The following is a 19,222-nucleotide window of genomic DNA, read 5'->3' as shown; positions in this document are numbered from 1 at the left end:
GAAAAGACCGGGTTCATGAACTCTATCTCTTAGCTGATATCATTGTGAAGCTTTTCAATAAACAGTAGACAAAGCGAACGGATAAAATCCTCGTAAACATGCATCATGAATGACTTAAAAACACGGACAGTTCCTATTCAATGCAAAAGAGTCGTTTTACTTTACACAAAACAAAGGTTTAGATGAAAAAATCGATATCATTTCATGAACTTTTACTTTCCCTGTATCTGAAAATCCGTCTATCATGGTTGTCGCTTCATCGAAATTTTTCTGTGATCTTTGCGTGTTCTTTATTTTGAAGTGATAAAGAGGACACAGTCGAGGAATAAAGAGGATCTCTTCTCTGCATAAAAAAGGCCGGGAATTTGATTTCCCGGCCTCAGAGTGTAGACAAAAGGCATCCGAATGTGCGCTTTCGGATGCCTTTTGTCACTTTTATGCTTTCAAATGTTTGGAATAGACCCCTCCAGGGGTCTATTTTATGTTATTGCTGGACTTTTCCATGTCCAGCAAGCCATCTTTTTCAAATTCATTGCAGCAAAAGTTAGCATCGCCTGCATGGACAATTTTTTTAGACCTCTTAAGGTTGTCCAACGCATACCATGCTTTTCCTTTGCATCAGCAAAAACACGTTCAATGGTTTCTTTCCGTCTTGCATAAATGCTCTTATTCTCTTGTGTATGCCGAAGATGATCAGCTTCCTCTAAATAAAATTCCCATACATGTCGCTGAATCAGTTTTTTATGCTCCTTACTTTGGGTGCACTTCGAAAGGAATGGACAATCTTTACACTGGACTGGATCAGAAAAATATTGACGATAGCCTTCCTTCGTCGTAGTTGCATATTTTAACACTTGTCCTTGCGGACAAAGATAACAATCGTAGTATTCATCGTAAACATACTCATGTTTTTTGAAATAACCATCCTTTGTACGAGGGCGAGTATAAGGTAAAGCAGGGGTCATATCATTTTCAAATATGTATTGGGCAACGGCGGGAGTTTTATATCCAGCGTCAGCAGCAACTACAACCGGTTTTCCATGTTTTTCTATGACTTTTTCAAGAAGTGGCTCCAATACGGAACTGTCATGAATATTCCCTGGCGTTACAATAGCCCCCAAAACAAAGCCATTTCGATCCGCAGCAGCATGGAATGAGTAAGCAAACTGTTTTGTTCGCTCGTCTTTTACGTAGTAACCACTTTCCGGATCAGTGGTACTTTCTTTTATTTCTTTATATTCTTCTTTCCCAAATTTATCTGGAGGAAATGGCTTTTTTCCATGTGCTTCTCGATCAGCATTTATCTCATCTTGTAGACGTGCTTGATAGGCTTTCGTTTCTTTTCGAACCACTTTCTTCTCAAATTTATGCTTATTCGCACTCGCTTTGACATGAGTAGAATCAATAAAGACATGCTCACTGCTTATCAGCTTCTTATCTGCAGCTTCTTTCAAAATGCGATAGAATATCTGTTCAAATAAGTCTGTATCCTTAAAGCGTCGCTCGTAGTTTTTCCCAAACGTTGAAAAGTGAGGTACCTTATCATAAAAACCAAATCCAAGAAACCAACGGTAAGCCAGATTCGTTTCGATTTCCTCTATAGTTTTTCGCATGGAACGAATACCGAAGGTATATTGGATGAAAGCCATTTTAATCAATACAACTGGATCAATACTTGGTCGACCTCTTTCCGATGAATACATGTCTTGAACAAGCGAATAGATAAATGAAAAATCAATAGCAGCGTCGATTTTACGAACCAAATGATCTGCAGGTACAAGTTGGTCTAAAGCTATCATTTCTATTTGATCACGATTCATCTGTGTATTTTTTGTTAGCACTTCATCCACCTCAATTCATTACGGTATCTTAATTATACAAAAAAAGACTGTCGGCAAATCCGGTTTTTTCGGATTTGTCGACAGTCTGAGGCCGGGAATTTGATTTCCCGGCCTTTGTGCGGCTTTTATTCAGATTGTTGCTTATTAATGAGCTGATGTTCGGCCATTTCGATAGCTCGTTTAACCATGTTTCCTGCGTCTCTTGCCGTTATGCCGCCCCAACCATCTCGTTGGACGACATCATAAAACCCAAGTTCTTTGGCAAGTTCTTCTTTGAAACGATCGGACATAACTCCTCGTCTTTTGCCCATATAAGCATCCCCCTTTTATCTTGCTTTAACGAACCCCTACTCTATACAGAGAAAAGAGCTCGAAAAAAGCAAGATCGGTTCACTCATCGGTCATAAAGAATCGATGAAAGTTGTAGCTATGCCGCATATTTATTTTGTTTCGAAGTACTTTATTTATAACAGGGGGCTGCCGCCAATATTGGAAAACAAAAAGCAGCAAACATGATGTCTACTGCTGCCCTAATGCCATATTCCCTGTTGAATCTTCGTAAAATTTTAACTCCACTGTTTCTGTCAACACATCCGCATAGCTGTACGACACTCTTTCAAAAGAGTTTTCGTCTTGATCCAATTCAACGACGAACACAGCTGGATACGTTTCAGCTAATATACCGGATCGCTCGATGGTCTTTCTTCGACCACCATTTGCTCTTAGCAAAAGTCTTTTTCCAAGATTGGAATCAAGTGCTTTTTTAATGTCGGCTAATGTTTTCGGCATTTGCTTCCACCTCACTGTCCTTTATTATAGCACAGCTTGTACATGTGGTCAAATAAATTAATAATTCTATCAACGAAAACCCTTACTGTCAACATTTTTATTTTTTCAAAATATTTCTTTTTTCTACAGTTCTAATATGCCACTTCACTGATGTTTTATGTAAACACCGCTTTAATTTTTTCATCCAATCGAGTAGGAGGGAGCGATTAACTCCCGTCCTCTCACACCACCGTACGTACGGTTCCGTATACGGCGGTTCAATTAAGATAATTGACGCAAGTCTTTATAACTTCCGTGAATAGCTGTTCTCTTTATGCCAGTGGTCACTCCACCCTCCAAGAGGTCTCCCACGGGATTCACCGCTTCCTCCCTCAAGTGAGGTACTACGTTTTCTGTGTTCATCATGACTCACTGAATACCAAGGGCTATTCTCTCTTAATTGTTCGGTCCTTCTTAGTTGTTCTAGACCAACTAATACTATGACCTCTGCTGACTTCTGACGGTTCAGCTACTTATCACTAAGTAGGTTATGAAGAGTACTTCACATATCCGCCAGACCTCCCCGGGTAAGTACATGCACTTTCACACCATCTATCCGCCTCATTTACTCGATATGACCTTCGACAGAAAGAGCTTTGTTTTGTTATGCAAACTCACTCAATCATACCTAGCCTTATATGAGGTTCGTGTTCCTCGGACCGGTGTTTTGCCTCCAGCTTCCTTCAGATTCCGCGTCACCACGGACACCCTTGCTCTTGGCTAACCTCTACTTCTGTCTTCGGGGTTCGGGACTTACACCCTATAGTTCATGTACATGCCGGGCGCACATATAAAAAGCTGTAATGAAACTCCTTCATTACAGCTTAATCATCTAAATTCCAATGGTACGGCATTCCGGTCCTTAAAACTCCCCTCGTTTCTACACCGCCTAACCCTTTATTTCCAGTTAATGTATTCTTAAGGACATCTAACACATTAACCGATTGATGAAAAGGGGTATAACTGATTTTAGCTACAATATAGACAGGATCCAAGGCATGAATGTTGACTCGAAACGGCGAACTGGCAAAATTGGCGCCGGCCCTAATTAATGATTCGAAATGGGATTGGCAAGCACCCGCAAAAATAATTAACTGATCAAGACTCGGTATTTTTTTTCGAGCTTCCTTTACGGTTTGAACAAAATATTTGGAATTTCGATAAGCATTTAAATCCGATTTTTTCCCTTTTGACTTTGAATAGGAATCATGTCCCGTTATGACAAGAATCTCCGGCCGATGCCGTTCCAAAAGCTCCAACACTTTTACCGGCATATCTTTCTCACTGCAATGTATGCCTTTGACGGGAACTCCAAATTGTCCATAGACAGCCAGACATTTTTTTAAAAAAGCCGGATCTCCGTCTAAATGCAACACTTTTCCAGGTATCTGAAATATATTGGATCCTTCCTCGTTGTAGCCCCCTGTAACTTCATATTCTTGCCTTTCCTTCAGCAAATGGAGGTCTCGTTGAAAAAGCTCAAATGATTGTTTTTCCAGCGTTCTGATCTGGCGAGCCGCTTCCAGCTGTTCTTTTTGTTCGATGACGATCAAATCCTCAATCGGGGCGTCTGCCATTAATCGAAAATCCTCACCGTATAAAATCGCCATCTCTTTTCCGTTTATATTTGTGAAATCGATAACCCGAAACAACAAATCGCATTTGTAAGACTGCCGGCCGACCATATCATTGATTTTGATCCCCATAACCGTCATCTCCACAGGCAAAAATAAATATTTCCTTGCCAGCATATGCAATCGCGGAAGGAAGCGTGTATGAGGGGGACCGCCACAAAATTTGCCTCTTTTACAAGAGTTGGAAATCCAAATGATGAGTTCTCCTTGTTAAGAAAATAACGGATATAGCAAATTGCTTAAACGAGCAAATTCTTGTATGGATAAAGATTCACCCCGGCGGGAAGGATCAATCTCCGCTTCAGCAAGAATGTTGAGAATTTGTTCTTTTTTTTCTTTGCCATTGGGCATTTGCGAAGTTAAGTTATTGATTAACGTTTTTCTTCTTTGCGCAAAAGCCGCTTTGACGAGAGAAAAGAAGAAAGATTCATTATCCACTTCCACGAGGGGCTTTGTTCGTCTTTTTAAATGAATGACAGCAGAGTCGACATTAGGCTGAGGGATAAAAACGGTTTTAGGTACGACAAACGCTGTCTTTGCTTCCGTATAATATTGTACGGCGATGGATAAAGAGCCGTACTCTTTCGTACCTGGTTGTGCCGAAAGCCGATCAGCGACTTCCTTTTGCATCATAACCACCAGCCCTCTAATCGGCAAACATTCTTCCAATAATTTCATAATAATTGGAGTAGTGACATAATAAGGGAGGTTAGCCACCACCATAATATCGGAATATCCGGAAAGCTCTTCTTTAATGACCTCTTTTACATTCGCTTTCAAAACGTCTTGGTGAATAATTTCTACGTTCTTATAGGGGGAAAGCGTGTCCTTCAAAATAGGCAATAGCCGCTTGTCAATTTCAAATGCCACCACTTTTCCCGCTTTTCGCGCCAAATGCTCGGTTAAAGCGCCAATTCCCGGGCCGATTTCAATGGCAGCTGTTTCCTTCGTCAGACCGGCGGCTTCAGTGATCCGATTTAACACATTAGGATCGACGAGAAAGTTTTGCCCTAAACTCTTTTTGAACGCAAAGCCATATTTTTTTAAAATTTCTCTCGTTCTGGACGGTGTCGCAATATCTTTCATCGTTTTTCCTCCTGCAGCACTTCCTCCATGGCTTTCAAAAACTGTTCTCTTGTAATTTGAAACATCTTTAGCCTGTTATAAAGCTGTTTTCCGTTTGTGTAGCCTATTTTTAACTTAATCCCTAATTTTTCTCTTCTTTCTCTGGCATTTCCTCCACCGATTAATCCGGCAGTGATCAAATCTTCTTTCCTTATTTGCTCTTCTGCTTCTTTTTCCATCCATTGCGCTTCTTTTAGCGCTTCCCTGATACTTTCAGGACTGGCATGTTCGACTCCGATTCCTTTTCCATTCTTCGGCTTCGCTTCGTCCTTTGGCAAAAAAGCATGCTTGCAATTGGGAACCGCTTGAGAAATAATGTGCCTGATCCGCTCGCCGGGATAATCCGGGTCTGTAAAAACAATGACCCCTCTTTTTTCTTGTGCCAGTTTAATCTTTTCGATCGTCTCTTTCGAAACAGCAGATCCGTTTGTCTCAATTGTATCGGCATCAACGGCACGCCGGATCGCCGTTGTATCATCTTTCCCCTCTACAACGATCACTTCTTTTATTTTCATGCATTTCCTCCATAAAAATGATTCTTATCCACCCAATCCAAAATGAGGCGGGCAAACCAATTTTTCAAAGCTGCGGAAATGAAAAATATTCTTAAAAAATCATCTCCGTCAGCCGCTTAAGTATTTTTATCATCCGATGAATACTTGTCTATTATATTTTATATAAATAGAAAAAGCGAGGTTCCCCTCGCTTCATCAAGAATCAATCGATAATCTGAATCTTGACTTGTTTCCGGCCCCATTGTGCTGCTGCGGATTGGGAAGGCATAAGAATGTCAATCCGGTTGCCTTTGATGGCTCCACCCGTATCCGCCGCAACGGCATAGCCGTATCCTTCCACATATACCCTAGATCCAAGGGGAATAAGCCCCGGATCGACAGCAATGATTCTCATATTAGGGCTGGAATGTATATTTATGCCTGTCGCTGTAATTCCTGAACAGCCCCTGCAATTGGAGGTATAGGCAGTGGCCGTTACCAAAAGCTCTCTTCCTCTAGTGCCAGCGGTCGACGCCGTTTCAGCTGCAAATTGACCATCTCTCTTTTTCGTGCCTTCCGCAATAATTTTATTTCGACCTTCCACTATCGTCCTTTGCTCTAAAAGTTTTTTAGAGATGAGCCGACCATTTTCATAGACAGACTCATATGTGTTTATCACTGTACCGTTTCGCCCTTCCTGAAGAACCTTTCTCTCTCCTTCCATAAGACTTGGGTCTTTTTGGATGGTGATAGCAAATGCTTTAGACTTTTCCACTACATCGGTGGTTTTTTTAACTCGAACGATTTTCACGGAGCTGTTTGAATGCAAGTAGTCGTCGAATCCAGGCTTTACCTTGTCCCATTTGCCAAAAGTGATCCCCTGTTGTTTTAAAAAATCACCGACAGTAGTCGAAGCAGTCCATACTGTTTTTTTCCTGTTTCCGTCCACTAACGTCACCGGAAACGCCTTATTGATTTTGACATTCATATGATTTTGAAGGGCTTGATTGAACGAAGGAGCCACTTTGTCGAATTGAGAAATGGACAAATGTTCTTCCTTCAGAAAGTCCTTCACCGTATCGGCAGTTGTCCAAACCGTCTTTTTCTTGCCTTCGATCGTAAGATGGATCTGCTTGGATGGCTTCCATTCAATATTCATTCCGTCTTTTATTTTGGTCTGTTTTGAAGGAACTAAATAATCTTTTGGTTTGACAGGCAGCTTGAGTTCTTTCACCACCTCTGCCACGGTGTCGGCCCTTGTTTCAATCGTTTTCTCCCGGTTGTTGATTTTGACCTCAACCGTTTTCTCTGTGCTTTCATAATAAGAATAAGCACTTGTAGATGATAGAAGAACAACTCCAGCTGCCAATAAAAAACTTTTTCTCGACTTAAACCTTGAACGATCCTGTTTAAATTCGTTTACTGTCATTCAAAATAGGCCCCCTTTGTCATCCTTTCCTCAAACAGAGAATCTATCGCTCTGTCCTCTCTCTTTTTCCAACTATTATGCATAGCTGGATAAAAAAATGATAGAAAGACTTATCGACAGGCTTAGTGTATGAATGAAAGGAGGCTTGTAGAACTTTCAAGAAAATCGAAAGTTGACAACAAATTGTAAAGCAATGCGACAAAATTTGCCGTCAGACAATGCCGAATAATTTTTGGGCATTTCCCGTCGTTTTCCGGGCTACCTCTTCATAAGGAATGCCCTTTAATTCGGCAATTTGCTCGGCAACGAGTTTTACGAGTGCAGGTTCATTTCGTTTGCCGCGGTAAGGATGCGGAGCTAAATACGGACAATCTGTTTCGATTAATAGTTTTTCTAAAGGAATTTCAGCAGCAACTTCCTTTGGCTTTTTCGCATTTTTAAATGTTACCGTACCGCCCAAAGAAATATAAAAATTCATATTGATACATTCTCGTGCTGTTTCAACGCTGCCGCTGAAGCAGTGCATAATTCCTCCTACTTCATGCGCTCCTTCTTCTTTCAAAATTTCTATAGTGTCTTGTGTCGCTTCTCGAGTATGGATAATAATCGGCAATTTTACTTTTTTGGCTAGTCGAATTTGTTTGCGAAACACTTCTTTTTGAACCTCTTTTGGGGACTTATCCCAATGATAATCCAACCCTATTTCTCCTATTGCTACTACTTTTGGATGAGAGGTCAATTTTTCAATCCACTCCAAATCAGCCTCTGTCATATCGATAGCATCCACCGGGTGCCACCCTATACTGGCGTATAGAAAATCGTATTGATCTACTAGTTTCATCGCTTTTTCAATCGTAGGCCGGTCAAAACCTACCACCACCATCTTTTCGACACCGGCTTCTTTTGCTCTGTCTATCACCTCGTCCAAATCATCGGAAAATTGTTCATCGTTCAAATGAACATGAGTATCAAACAACATCTTTTGCTCTCTCCTTTACTCTACGTTGTTTCCTTTCAAAAAAGACATGTCAAATAGATTACAATTTTCCCTTTATGCCAAAAATCCAGAACACGCCCATCATCATAGGTAGTTTTCCTCAAAATACAGAGGAAGATGTGTCTTCTGGTCCTTTGTCCATCCTTTCCTTTTCTTCCATCCATATGACAAAATGATGACAATAGCGGTTCATTTGTCATCATAATATCATGTATATTTTTCGATTCCTATTTTTTAAAGCATATACCTTTCAATCAAATTCCTTGATCAGCGGTTTAGCGGAAAAAGAAGAATAGCCAAAACGGAAGACTATACATACTGGACAGTTTTACTAATGAATGGATTTAACGTCTAAGAAAAAAGAAACATAGAAGTTTCCGTCGAATCTTGTTTCACGTGAAACATTCTATGTTTCTTAGTCTTATTATTTAACCTTTGCACCGTTTGGAAGATTTTCATCGACGCTCGCCAATGATAATACGCCGTCTTTTTCTCCGGCTAAAATCATTCCTTCTGATAATTCTCCTCTTAATTTAACTGGTTTTAAATTGACTACGCAAATCACTTTTTTACCGATCAACTCTTCCGGCTTATAATATGGAGCGATTCCTGAGATCACTTGGCGCTTATGGTCTCCTAAATCAAGGCGCAGTTTTAACAGCTTATCCGCTTTTTTAACCGGTTCAGCCTCAATGACTTGAGCGACTCTTAAATCAATTTTCATAAAATCATCAATTGAAATTTCTGCAGAAGAGTCATTTGTTTTTTCTTTTTTCACTTCAGCGGGTTGCGAACCGCCTTGCATTTTCGATTTAATAAATTTCACTTCTTCGTCAATATCCAGCCGCGGAAAAATCGGCTCTCCTTTTTCCACTACTTTTGTGCCATCTGGAATGACGCCGAATGTTTCTAAGCTTTCCCAAGATGTAAACTGTTCCGTAGAAAGGTTCAGCTGCTCAAAGATTTTTTTCGGAGCCGTTGTTAAAAATGGCTTAAGCAGAACAGCTACACGACGTAAAGATTCTGCCAAGTGAACCATGACACTGGCCAGCTCTTCGCGTTTATCTTCCTCTTTTGCCAAAATCCAAGGCTGAGTTTCATCAATAAACTTATTCGTTCGACTAATCAGCTGCCATACGACCGTCAATGCAACGGAAAATTCCATGTTTTCCATCGCTTCTTCGTATTTTTCTACCGTTTCCTTATTGGCTTCCAGCAACTGACGTTCATACTCGCTTTCGGATCCTTTATAAGCCGGAATCCGCCCATCAAAATATTTATTGATCATAGCAACTGTCCGATTGAGCAGGTTTCCGAGGTCATTTGCCAAATCATAGTTGATCCGTTCTATAAACCCTTCTGGTGTAAAGACGCCGTCTGATCCAAAAGGAACTTCGCGCAGCAAATAGTAGCGCAGCGCATCAAGTCCGTAACGGTCGATCAATGTTACCGGATCGACAACATTCCCTTTTGATTTAGACATTTTTCCATCTTTCATCAGCAGCCAGCCATGGGCAAATACTTTCTTCGGCAGCGGCAAATCCAGCGCCATTAGTATGATCGGCCAGTAAATAGTATGGAAGCGGACAATTTCTTTTCCGACTAGATGGACATCAGCAGGCCAATATTTTTTGAATTTTGATTCATTTTCGCTTCCGTATCCAATGGCGGTAATATAATTGGTCAAAGCATCAATCCAAACATAAATGACATGCTTTGGATCTCCCGGCACTTTAATCCCCCAATCAAAGGTAGTGCGGGAAACTGCTAGATCTTCCAATCCCGGCTTAATAAAGTTATTAATCATTTCATTTTTTCGGGATTCAGGCTGGATAAAATCAGGATTTTCTTCATAAAACTGCAACAAACGGTCGACATATTTGCTCATTTTGAAGAAATAGGATTCTTCTTTCACTTTTTCAACCGGCCGGCCGCAATCAGGGCATTTACCGTCTACAAGCTGTCTTTCAGTAAAGAAAGATTCACACGGTGTACAATACCAGCCTTCATATTGATCAAGATAAATATCGCCTTGATCTAATAATTTTTTAAATATCTTTTCAACCATTTTTTTATGGCGGTCTTGTGTCGTGCGAATAAAGTCATCATATGAAATGTCGAGTTTTCTCCATAATTCTTGGATGCCGGCAACGATTTCATCGACATATTGTTGAGGGGTAACCCCTTTTTCTTCCGCTTTTCTTTGAATTTTTTGCCCGTGTTCATCCGTCCCCGTTAAAAACATCACGTCATAGCCGCGCATCCTTTTGTAACGTGCCATCGCATCACCGGCTACCGTTGTATAAGCATGCCCAATATGTAAATTTCCGCTTGGGTAATAAATTGGCGTTGTCAAATAAAAAGTTTTTTTCATTCATATAACCCCCTTTAACAACATAAAATGTGCACCTTGCCATGAGAGAAGAGGTTGCCTCCTACCGATTGCATTCGAGATCGATAAGGCATCCTGCATAAAAAGCGGGGTCGTCCATCTCTCCCATCAAAATGCTTCATAATCAATCGTCACGATTTTTGCTTGCCGTACGCTGATCTCACAGAAGCTGAAAAAAACCGAAGCGGAAATTCCTAACACGGTAATAGCATCCGATCAGTCCATTCCATTTGCATGAAAAGACCATTTATGCTACATCATTTCCTCTTATAACATCAAAATATACATAATCTGATAAGCTTCTGCAAATAATCGAATCCTCTTTTTATTTTCTCGCATTCTTTCCTTAATGTAAATACAAAGGGACAAAAGTTTTCCATGATTTCGTCCCGAGATTTTAAAAATTCTTACTTAAAAACAGCATTTATCAAATCCCCTTTATTTACAAATGATAGTAGTTACTAGAAGTCTGACATTTATTAGAAAAATTTCATTTTTCTTGTTGACTACTTTTGGCAGCATTGGTATTATTAAAACATAAACAAAATTTGTCGAAATTTGACGAATCAGAGAGAAATATAGAGAACAAAAAATGAAATGAGAGGAGAATTGACAAATGAAATCAACTGGCATTGTTCGTAAAGTTGATGAACTAGGCCGCGTGGTTATTCCTATAGAGCTTCGTCGTACATTAGGCATTGCTGAAAAAGACGCTTTGGAAATTTATGTAGATGATGATAAGATTATTCTTAAAAAATATAAACCGAGCATGACCTGCCAAATCACTGGAGAAGTTTCTGATGACAACGTAAAATTGGCAGGCGGAAAATTAATTTTAAGCCGTGAAGGCGCCGAATTGTTGTTAAAAGAAATCGAAGAAGCTTTTCACCTGTCCGCAGCGAATAAATAATTTTTATTAGAAAATGCAAAGAGGCCGTATCGACACTGGATTATGCCGATACAGCCTCTTTTATTTTGCCTGATTCGCTTCCTATTTTTATGTATTATGATACATTTGGTATACTTCCCGCTTTGGCATATTTCTGTCTTTTGCCGTTTGTTTCACCGCTTCTTTTGCATCCATTTTCTTTGCGTCAATGTAAAAATTGACATGATCCACAATCGACAGCGACTCCCACCATTTTTCCCCTGTTTCAGCCTCTTGTTCTTTTGCCCCTTCTAAAATTAGACAAAATTCTCCCATGACTTTTTCGTTTTCTACCCAATTCAACGCTGCTTTTATGTCTCCGCGCAAAAATTCTTCAAATTTTTTGGTCAACTCTCTGCATAATGTAATGGGACGGTTGCCAAGAATATCAAGCATGTATTCCAACGTTTCTTTAAGACGATGTGGAGATTCATACAAAATAATCGTATCCGTGATATTTTTTAACCTGTTCAGCTCTTCTTTTTTTTCTTTTTTTTGCCGGCTCAGAAACCCAAAAAAATAAAACGGCTGTGTTGGAAGCCCTGAAGCAATTAATGCAGTAAGAGCAGCATTGGCGCCGGGCAGCGGCACAACAGGAATCTTTTCAGCAACGGCTGCTCTTACCAGTTCATACCCCGGATCGGATATCGTTGGCATACCGGCATCGCTCACTAATGCAACTTGCTCTCCTTGTTTTAACCGTTCTATGATTTGGCGTCCGCTCGCTTCTTTATTATGTTCGTGGTAGCTCATGAGAGGAGTGTGGATGTCATAATAATGACAAAGTTTTCTTGTATTCCTTGTATCTTCAGCAGCAATGACGCTGCTTTCTTTTAAAATGCGAAGCGCCCGAAACGTAATGTCTTCCAAATTGCCGATTGGCGTCGGCACTAAATAAAGAATTCCCCGATTCTCTTGTTCGACATAACTGCGTTGTTTACTGATCATCTCGATCACCTGCCAGCCCCAAAAACTTTTCCTTTTGTTTTCTCGTCAACTTCTTAAAACGATATTCCGCCCTCAACGCTTCTCCTTTTGTCTCAAAAGCTTCCGTATAAATAAGCTTAACCGGACCTTTGCTTCTCGTATATTTTGCCCCTTTTCCGTCGTTGTGCTGGCGAACTCTTCTTTGAACGTCCGTCGTATACCCGCCGTAAAACGAACCATCGCCGCATTTTAAAACGTAAAAATAATGTTCACTTGCTTTCTCCATATAAAATCTTCCTAACTTCTTCCGTATATTCATTATTTTCGTGATAAACCGTCAAAGGCGGCAAAATTTTCATTCCCGGTTTTCCGTCCTTAATCGCCTCAAGCAAAATGGTATTCGCATCTTTTCCCGGTTTAGGATAGACAAATTGCAATCGTTTCGGCTCCAATCGATACTTGCGCATAGCTGTCACCAAATCGAGCAGCCTTTCAGGCCGATGGACAAAAGCTGCTTTTCCGCCTTGTTTCAAAAGCTCGCTGCTCGCCTTCACACAGTCATCAAGCGTGCACATAATTTCATGGCGGGCAATGGCGAAATGTTCATTGAGGTTCGTTTCCCCAGTAGGAGGAGTTGAAAAATAAGGAGGATTGCAAGTGACAACATCATGTTTTTCATATCCAAGCACTCGAGGAGTATCTTTTAAATCGCCGTGCACCATTTGAATTTGATGTTCCAGGTGGTTGTATTCAATGCTTCGCACCGCCATGTCGTATAACTTTTCTTGAATTTCGACACCGACGATCGTTCCTTTCGTCCGCTTGCTTAACAACAGAGGAACAACTCCATTCCCCGAACATAAATCAACCAAACTTCCTTTTTGAATGGGAACGTATACGAAGCGGGCAAGCAACACAGCATCAAGGGAAAAGGCAAACACATTTGGACTCTGGATGATCCTCATATCCTCAGCAAGCAAAAAGTCCAAGCGTTCGTCCTCTTTTAACATCAATGAAAAACCTCCGCTTCCAAGTAGTATCTCAAATAAACTCATATTCCAAACCAGAAGGCCACACGATCATCTCCACAAAAAAAGAAAACAGCACCAATCGAATGCCGTTCTAATGCCTTATTTTATCGGGGGATGAAATCCAAATGGAAAGATCACTGACCGTTAAATTTTTGAGAGCATCGCTTATTTCAATTGTTAAAACTTATTAAATCAATGCTGCCATGCAAAGCTTAAATCGACATTCATCTTTGGAAAAATTCCTCAGAGGAAATTCGCTTCTTTATATATTGGCAGTCTGTCCCCATTATACTGGTTATAAAAGACAACGTACAACGAAAGCTTTGATTTATTTTTTATTCAAAAAGGATAAACAAAATAAACAATCTTCATTTTGACGAGGGCTTCCAAAGTGGACGTTGCAAATATGAAAACCTTCGTGATAAAGTCGGGCAAGGTTATCGTATCCTTCCCCGATATCCATTGTTTTGGGAGAAAAACGGCTGTTTTTTTCAGACGATGCGGTTTGTTCACCAGAGTTCTCCATTTGCTCCAGTCTCCGGCGCAAATGTTCATTTTCCAGTTTAAGGGAATTGTTTTCCTCCAATAACTCTGCCAGTTTTTGTTTCAATTCCCCCAGTTGTTGATACAAATTTCCGATTTGAATTTCCATATGGCTGACTGAATCAAAGAACTCTTTTTTATCCACTGGTTCCACCTCAATTACTCTGTGGCTTGCGATGAAAAGGCACCTTCATTAAAAATTTCTTCCAAAGTAAACTCCAACACCCGATCGTGTTCAGCCAGCTCTACTTGAAGCACCCGTTCCAAAATGTTTAGTCCCACTACTTTGCCGACTCCACGTGGCGTCTTAATGACTTCCCCCAAGTCAGGGAGTTCTTCTTTCGCCGTTTCGTACTCATCATTTTCATATTTTAGGCAGCACATCAACCGTCCGCACAAGCCGGAAATTTTTGTTGGATTTAAAGAAAGATTTTGATCTTTTGCCATTTTAATGGACACCGGTTCAAAATCTCCTAAAAATGTGGAACAGCAAAGCATTCTTCCACACGGCCCGATCCCGCCCAACATTTTGGCCTCATCCCGAACTCCAATTTGCCGAAGCTCGATTCTCGTCCGGAACACTGCCGCTAAGTCTTTTACTAGTTCACGAAAGTCCACTCTGCCGTCAGCCGTAAAATAAAAAATCACTTTATTGCGGTCAAACGTATATTCTACATCGACCAGCTTCATTTCCAGCTGATGATCCATAATTTTTTCATTGCAAATATGGTACGCTTCCTGGGCAGCTTTTTTATTTTCTTCCACAATATGATGATCTTTTTCATCCGCCGGCCGAATGACTTTTTTCAACGGCAGAACAACGTCATTTTCATCCACCGTTTTGCGGCCTACTACCACATGGCCATATTCGATCCCTCTAACCGTCTCTACAATAACCGGGTCTCCTTTTTCAATCGAAAAATCGCCCGGATCAAAATAATATATTTTGCCCGCTTTTTTAAATCGGACACCTACTACATCATACAAAGGTGAACCCTCCCTGTAATTTTAGCACAAGCTGCTCCATTAATAGCTGAGAATTCATATTGGCTTGCAGCTTGCGCTTCGCCTCAAAAATGGCTTCCATACATTCCGTAAGACGCTTGATCGATAGTTGAAGGGACCTGCTTTCAAAATGTGCACGTTGATCAGGATAGGCTAAATGGTCACTTTTGCCTATTTGGATGGATAATAAATCTCTATATATAAGGAGCAATAAATCCAAGGCTCTTTCTATCTGCTGTTTATCTTTAAAATGTTGATGAAACTCTTCTTGAAGTTTGATCATGGCTTCTAGAGGTTGTTTATTAAGCGCTTCATATAATTTTAACACTATTTTACGCGCTTGCGCAAACCACTCATCTGCGCTCAACTCCAGCGCATCTTGAAGGTTATTCGTAAGACGAGCGGCTAAAGCAGCCATATTGGCACCTACCTGCTCTTCCCTCAGACGAGTTTCAAGATAATCAACCGGCAATGGTTTAAACGTAATCGTTTGACAACGGGATATAATGGTTGGAAGTACTCGATGATACTGTTCAGTCAACAAAATGGCAGTTGTTCCCGGATGAGGTTCTTCCAAAAATTTCAATAAACTGTTCGCGGCACTTGTCGTCATTCGATCTGCATGTTCGATTATATAAATCTTGCGTTTTGATTCTACCGCCGTTTTGGCAAATTCCCTTTGCAGTGCTTCAATTTGTTGTTTCTTAATCGATAAACTGTCCGTTTCTGTTTCAATCAAATGAAGATCAGGATGGTTGCCATTTTCAATTCTGCGGCAATTGCTGCATTGTCCGCAAGGCGTATAATCAGGAAGAGGCTGTTCACATAATAGGCTTTTGGCCAAAAATAGGGCAGCTTGTTTTTTGCCGGTCCCTTTTTCTCCTTCAAAAAGGTAAGCGTGGGCTATGCGTCCTTTTTTCAAACTATTGTGCAGCATATTGGCTGCCTGTGGCTGTATGTTTTTCCACTCATCCCAATTTTTCAACAACACTAATCCCTTCCTACGCATATAAATTGATAAGCAAGCCTTTAATTTCCCCTATTTTGCCCAAAATATCAATCGTCAACTTTTCTTTATTCACTAGATCCTCGGCCAATTCCACTAATTTTTCATCTATCGTCTTGACTACTTTCAGCTGCCTGCCTTCGCCGTATAAGTTCCAGGAATGGGAGCTGCTCAACTCCATTCCATAATCGACTGTTTCCTTTATAAATTTTTTAATTAACGTTTTATATTTTACTAAATCTTGAAGATTTCTGGATTTAGCCAACCGTTCTCCAGCTTCATCAATATTGGCCATTAGCTGTTTGAGCTGCTCATCTTTTAATTTTTGATCATATTGTTGTACCAGATTTAAAAACTGGCCATGAACAGCTGGTGTTCTCTTTATGTCTCCTCGAAAATTTTCCGCTCCGATCCGAAGATCTTGATTTATTTTCATCCTGTACAACCTCCGTTCAAATTGATGAAACTCATCTGCCGAAAAGGATATAACAAGAAAGCATCATTCATGAATGGCTTTTCCGATTTTCATCAGCTAAAGCAAGTTTCATCAAGAGGCCTCTTTAAAAAGCATTTTCTTTTATTATACCAAGATTGATCATGCTTGTAGAATAAACGAACAGAGAGAAAAGATACAAACGCGGAGAATGGGGGTGCGCTTGCTGGAAAAAGCAGAAAATCTTTGAAAACCAAACCGTATTGGAACGACTGAAAGGGACCAACATACGGTGTTAGGCCGCCTTTCCGTTCCATTGAACTTTTGAGTATAAAGAATCAGCAAGAAACGCTGGTAATTTTGAGAAATGTGGGGAGGAGATTCTCAACGATTGAGGAGAAACTTCAGAACCGTTTTCCAGCTGTCTTGAAACACTGATTCAATTGGCTGTTCAGCATTAATTTTGACCATTCTTTCCGGAAACTGATCAAGCAACTGCCAATATCCTTTTCTCACTCTCTGATGGAAATCGAGCGTTTCAAGATCAAGCCGATTCACTTCTCTCCCTTTGTTCTGTTGAATTCGACGCAAACCAATTTCAGGAGAAATGTCGAAGTATAGCGTTAAATGGGGCATGGCATCATCTACGGCAAATTCATTGATTTTATATACTTCCTCTACGCCAAGCCCTCTGGCATACCCTTGATAGGCAAGAGAACTGTCAATAAATCGATCGCATACTACAATGGTTCCTGCTTCCAGCGCTGGAATCACCTTCTCTACCAAGTGCTGACGTCTGGCCGCTGCATAAAGAAGCGCTTCTGTACGGCCATCCATTGCAGTATTTTGGCTATTTAAAAGAATTTGTCGAATTTGTTCAGAAATGGAAATGCCTCCTGGCTCTCTTGTGTACATAGCCTGGTAGCCTTCTCGTTTTAAATTTTCTACGATCCTTTGGGCGATCGTCGTTTTTCCGGCGCCTTCAGGACCTTCCACCGTAATAAAAATACCATTATTTATCATCTTTCGAACCTCCGGATTCTTATACCTCCAAACACGTACTTAAGTATACCTGATCGAACCGGAAAACAGGAAGGTATCGTACCGCGTTTATTTTTCCAGTTGATCCAACCAAAACGATCTCAATAGTGAGATGAATCACGCTTTTCAAAGGGCTTCATGATGTTAATTTATAAAAAACAAAAGCTTCTCTACAGGAACTCTAATTTGTAGACGAAGCTTTTTCAACATAAATATCGTCCTTTCTATTCTACTGGTTTTCATATGTTAGGAAAATAGCAAAAGATAAGGAAAACCGAAAAGAAATTTAGCTTTCACTAAGAAAAGGATTTGCCGCCATGTTTTCTCACTAATATACAGCGATGAATCCCTCATTCAGCTGATGATCTCCTTGTATATGAGCACCTCTTGCTACTAATTCTTCAATAAAATCGATTTTTTCCTTCGTCACTCTTTCTCCCATCATTAAGAGCGGTATCCCCGGTGGATAAGGAATGATCATGGCGGCGGATATGCTTCCTTCCGCTTCGGAAAGCTTTACCCACCTCTTATCTTTTTCCTTCCAATTTTCGAAAGAAACGGGAACAGATGATACTTTAGAATGGGAAAGTGCCGGCAACTCCACAGGTCGTACATTTCGTTCTGTTATTGTCACTCTGGCGATTGCTTCTTTTGCTTGCTGATAAAAAATACGATTTCCTTCCTTTAGTAATGGCAGCGTAAAAAGAATTTGATAAGGATCGGCCAGTTCAGGAAAAACTCCTGCCGTTTCAATATCCTTTTTCAGCTGAAAACCATCGCTGTTTGGACTCCGCACTATTAGCTTCAATGGATCATACGGGAACTCAGACACCGCTACTTGCAAGTCCTTTTCTTTTTGAAGCCATTCCACAAAACGCTCTCTTTCCTCCAACGTAAAAGCCACATCTTCTTCCTTTATCAATGCTAAATATTGTCTGGCAGCATCTAAGGAAGCCATAATCGGATAAGAGGGACTGCTCGATTGAAAAAGCGATAAGTAGAATTCCACTTTTTCTAACGAAGGTCTCTCCGTGCCGACATGAAAAAAAGAACCCATTGTCATCGCCGGAAGCATTTTATGCGCCGATTGAACGACCATATCTGCTCCCATGCTCAAAGCCGATGGAGGAAATGGATCCCCGAGAACGAGATGAGGCCCGTGAGCTTCATCGACCAATACGATACAATCCTTTTGATGGGCATAATCGATCAGTTCCTTGATCGGGTAAGATACGCCGTAATAGCTGGGATAGATTAGAATCAGTCCTTTGGCATTTGGAAACCGCTCCAATGCAAGCTTCAATGTATCCAAAGAAACACCTGCAGGGCTTTTTGTTTTTTCATCATATTCCGGCTCCAGGAAAACAGGGCGAATGTTGGCCAGCATCAATCCGTGGATGATGGATTTATGGCAGTTTCTTTGCACCAATACAATATCCTCTTTCTGAAAAGAACTGGCAATCATGGCAAGGTTGCCGGCGGTGCTTCCGTTTACTAAAAAATAGCTTTTCTTAGAACCGTATAGTTTGGTTAAAAGAGTCTGAGCCTCCAGGATCGCTCCTTCGGGA

The 19,222-nt window shown here is 40.6% G+C and carries 19 protein-coding genes (1 of these 19 cut by a window edge); 1 reads left to right on the top strand and 18 read right to left on the bottom strand.

What is annotated here, in order from left to right; translation table 11 throughout:
- Positions 1-479: 479 nt before the first annotated feature.
- From BSM4216_RS00240 to metG, 9 genes are all read right to left on the bottom strand, one after another.
- Positions 480-1,841 (bottom strand): IS1182 family transposase, encoded by a 1,362-nt coding sequence (locus BSM4216_RS00240; protein WP_048622333.1) that lies wholly within the window; start codon positions 1,839-1,841, stop codon positions 480-482.
- A 125-nt stretch (positions 1,842-1,966) separates the two neighbouring features.
- Positions 1,967-2,152 carry a small, acid-soluble spore protein, alpha/beta type gene (locus tag BSM4216_RS00235; protein ID WP_003352318.1) on the bottom strand — a complete coding sequence of 62 codons (186 nt, stop codon included), beginning with the start codon at positions 2,150-2,152 and terminating at the stop codon, positions 1,967-1,969.
- A gap of 208 nt (positions 2,153-2,360) precedes the next feature.
- Positions 2,361-2,630, bottom strand: a complete 270-nt coding sequence (gene veg, locus BSM4216_RS00230) for a biofilm formation stimulator Veg (protein ID WP_048622332.1) — start codon at positions 2,628-2,630, stop codon at positions 2,361-2,363.
- An 863-nt stretch (positions 2,631-3,493) separates the two neighbouring features.
- Positions 3,494-4,375 (bottom strand): sporulation peptidase YabG, encoded by an 882-nt coding sequence (gene yabG, locus BSM4216_RS00225; protein WP_003352320.1) that lies wholly within the window; start codon positions 4,373-4,375, stop codon positions 3,494-3,496.
- A gap of 138 nt (positions 4,376-4,513) precedes the next feature.
- Complete coding sequence (rsmA, locus tag BSM4216_RS00220; protein ID WP_003352322.1) at positions 4,514-5,389, bottom strand: 16S rRNA (adenine(1518)-N(6)/adenine(1519)-N(6))-dimethyltransferase RsmA; 876 nt, start codon at positions 5,387-5,389, stop codon at positions 4,514-4,516.
- A complete protein-coding gene (gene rnmV / locus BSM4216_RS00215) occupies positions 5,386-5,943 on the bottom strand; it encodes a ribonuclease M5 (RefSeq protein WP_048622331.1) in 558 nt (185 codons plus the stop codon). Before rnmV ends, rsmA begins: the two co-directional genes overlap by 4 nt.
- 202 nt (positions 5,944-6,145) lie before the next feature.
- Entirely contained in the window at positions 6,146-7,351 is a 1,206-nt protein-coding gene (locus BSM4216_RS00210) for a G5 and 3D domain-containing protein (RefSeq protein ID WP_048622330.1), read from the bottom strand.
- Between the two features lie 211 nt (positions 7,352-7,562).
- Positions 7,563-8,330, bottom strand: a complete 768-nt coding sequence (locus tag BSM4216_RS00205) for a TatD family hydrolase (RefSeq protein WP_048622329.1) — start codon at positions 8,328-8,330, stop codon at positions 7,563-7,565.
- Positions 8,331-8,772: 442 nt separating this feature from the next.
- Positions 8,773-10,722 (bottom strand): methionine--tRNA ligase, encoded by a 1,950-nt coding sequence (metG, locus tag BSM4216_RS00200; protein WP_048622328.1) that lies wholly within the window; start codon positions 10,720-10,722, stop codon positions 8,773-8,775.
- 634 nt (positions 10,723-11,356) lie between these two features.
- Here metG and BSM4216_RS00195 point away from each other — a divergent pair.
- Positions 11,357-11,650 carry an AbrB/MazE/SpoVT family DNA-binding domain-containing protein gene (locus BSM4216_RS00195; protein ID WP_003352328.1) on the top strand — a complete coding sequence of 98 codons (294 nt, stop codon included), beginning with the start codon at positions 11,357-11,359 and terminating at the stop codon, positions 11,648-11,650.
- An 87-nt stretch (positions 11,651-11,737) separates the two neighbouring features.
- Here the strand turns inward: BSM4216_RS00195 and rsmI are convergent, their stop codons facing one another.
- The 9 genes from rsmI to BSM4216_RS00150 all read right to left on the bottom strand — a co-directional run.
- The gene (gene rsmI, locus BSM4216_RS00190; protein WP_048622327.1) at positions 11,738-12,616 is read right to left on the bottom strand and encodes a 16S rRNA (cytidine(1402)-2'-O)-methyltransferase; all 879 of its coding nucleotides are present in this window, start codon (positions 12,614-12,616) and stop codon (positions 11,738-11,740) included.
- Positions 12,606-12,881 carry a GIY-YIG nuclease family protein gene (locus BSM4216_RS00185; RefSeq protein ID WP_048622326.1) on the bottom strand — a complete coding sequence of 92 codons (276 nt, stop codon included), beginning with the start codon at positions 12,879-12,881 and terminating at the stop codon, positions 12,606-12,608. The genes rsmI and BSM4216_RS00185 overlap by 11 nt, the downstream gene beginning before the upstream one ends.
- Positions 12,865-13,605, bottom strand: a complete 741-nt coding sequence (locus BSM4216_RS00180) for a tRNA1(Val) (adenine(37)-N6)-methyltransferase (RefSeq protein ID WP_048622325.1) — start codon at positions 13,603-13,605, stop codon at positions 12,865-12,867. The genes BSM4216_RS00185 and BSM4216_RS00180 overlap by 17 nt, the downstream gene beginning before the upstream one ends.
- Before the next feature lie 349 nt (positions 13,606-13,954).
- On the bottom strand, positions 13,955-14,314 hold the full coding sequence (gene yabA / locus BSM4216_RS00175) for a DNA replication initiation control protein YabA (RefSeq protein ID WP_003352334.1): 360 nt from the start codon (positions 14,312-14,314) through the stop codon (positions 13,955-13,957).
- Positions 14,315-14,328: 14 nt separating this feature from the next.
- On the bottom strand, positions 14,329-15,156 hold the full coding sequence (locus BSM4216_RS00170; RefSeq protein WP_003352335.1) for a PSP1 domain-containing protein: 828 nt from the start codon (positions 15,154-15,156) through the stop codon (positions 14,329-14,331).
- Complete coding sequence (holB, locus tag BSM4216_RS00165) at positions 15,149-16,183, bottom strand: DNA polymerase III subunit delta' (protein ID WP_048622324.1); 1,035 nt, start codon at positions 16,181-16,183, stop codon at positions 15,149-15,151. The genes BSM4216_RS00170 and holB overlap by 8 nt, the downstream gene beginning before the upstream one ends.
- A complete protein-coding gene (locus tag BSM4216_RS00160; protein WP_048622323.1) occupies positions 16,176-16,616 on the bottom strand; it encodes a YaaR family protein in 441 nt (146 codons plus the stop codon). Before BSM4216_RS00160 ends, holB begins: the two co-directional genes overlap by 8 nt.
- Before the next feature lie 381 nt (positions 16,617-16,997).
- Positions 16,998-17,636, bottom strand: a complete 639-nt coding sequence (gene tmk, locus BSM4216_RS00155) for a dTMP kinase (protein ID WP_003352338.1) — start codon at positions 17,634-17,636, stop codon at positions 16,998-17,000.
- Positions 17,637-17,982: 346 nt separating this feature from the next.
- Positions 17,983-19,222 carry the 3' portion of an aminotransferase class I/II-fold pyridoxal phosphate-dependent enzyme gene (locus BSM4216_RS00150; protein WP_048622322.1) on the bottom strand. It continues 179 nt past the right edge of the window, so 1,240 of the gene's 1,419 nt are visible here — the last part of the coding sequence; its start codon lies beyond the right edge, outside the window; it ends in the stop codon at positions 17,983-17,985.

The sequence above is a fragment of the Bacillus smithii genome (assembly GCF_001050115.1).
In the GTDB taxonomy this organism is placed as follows: domain Bacteria; phylum Bacillota; class Bacilli; order Bacillales; family DSM-4216; genus Bacillus_O; species Bacillus_O smithii.
Note: the sequence above shows the minus strand (reverse complement) of the source record. Positions and strands in the feature narration are given on the sequence as shown.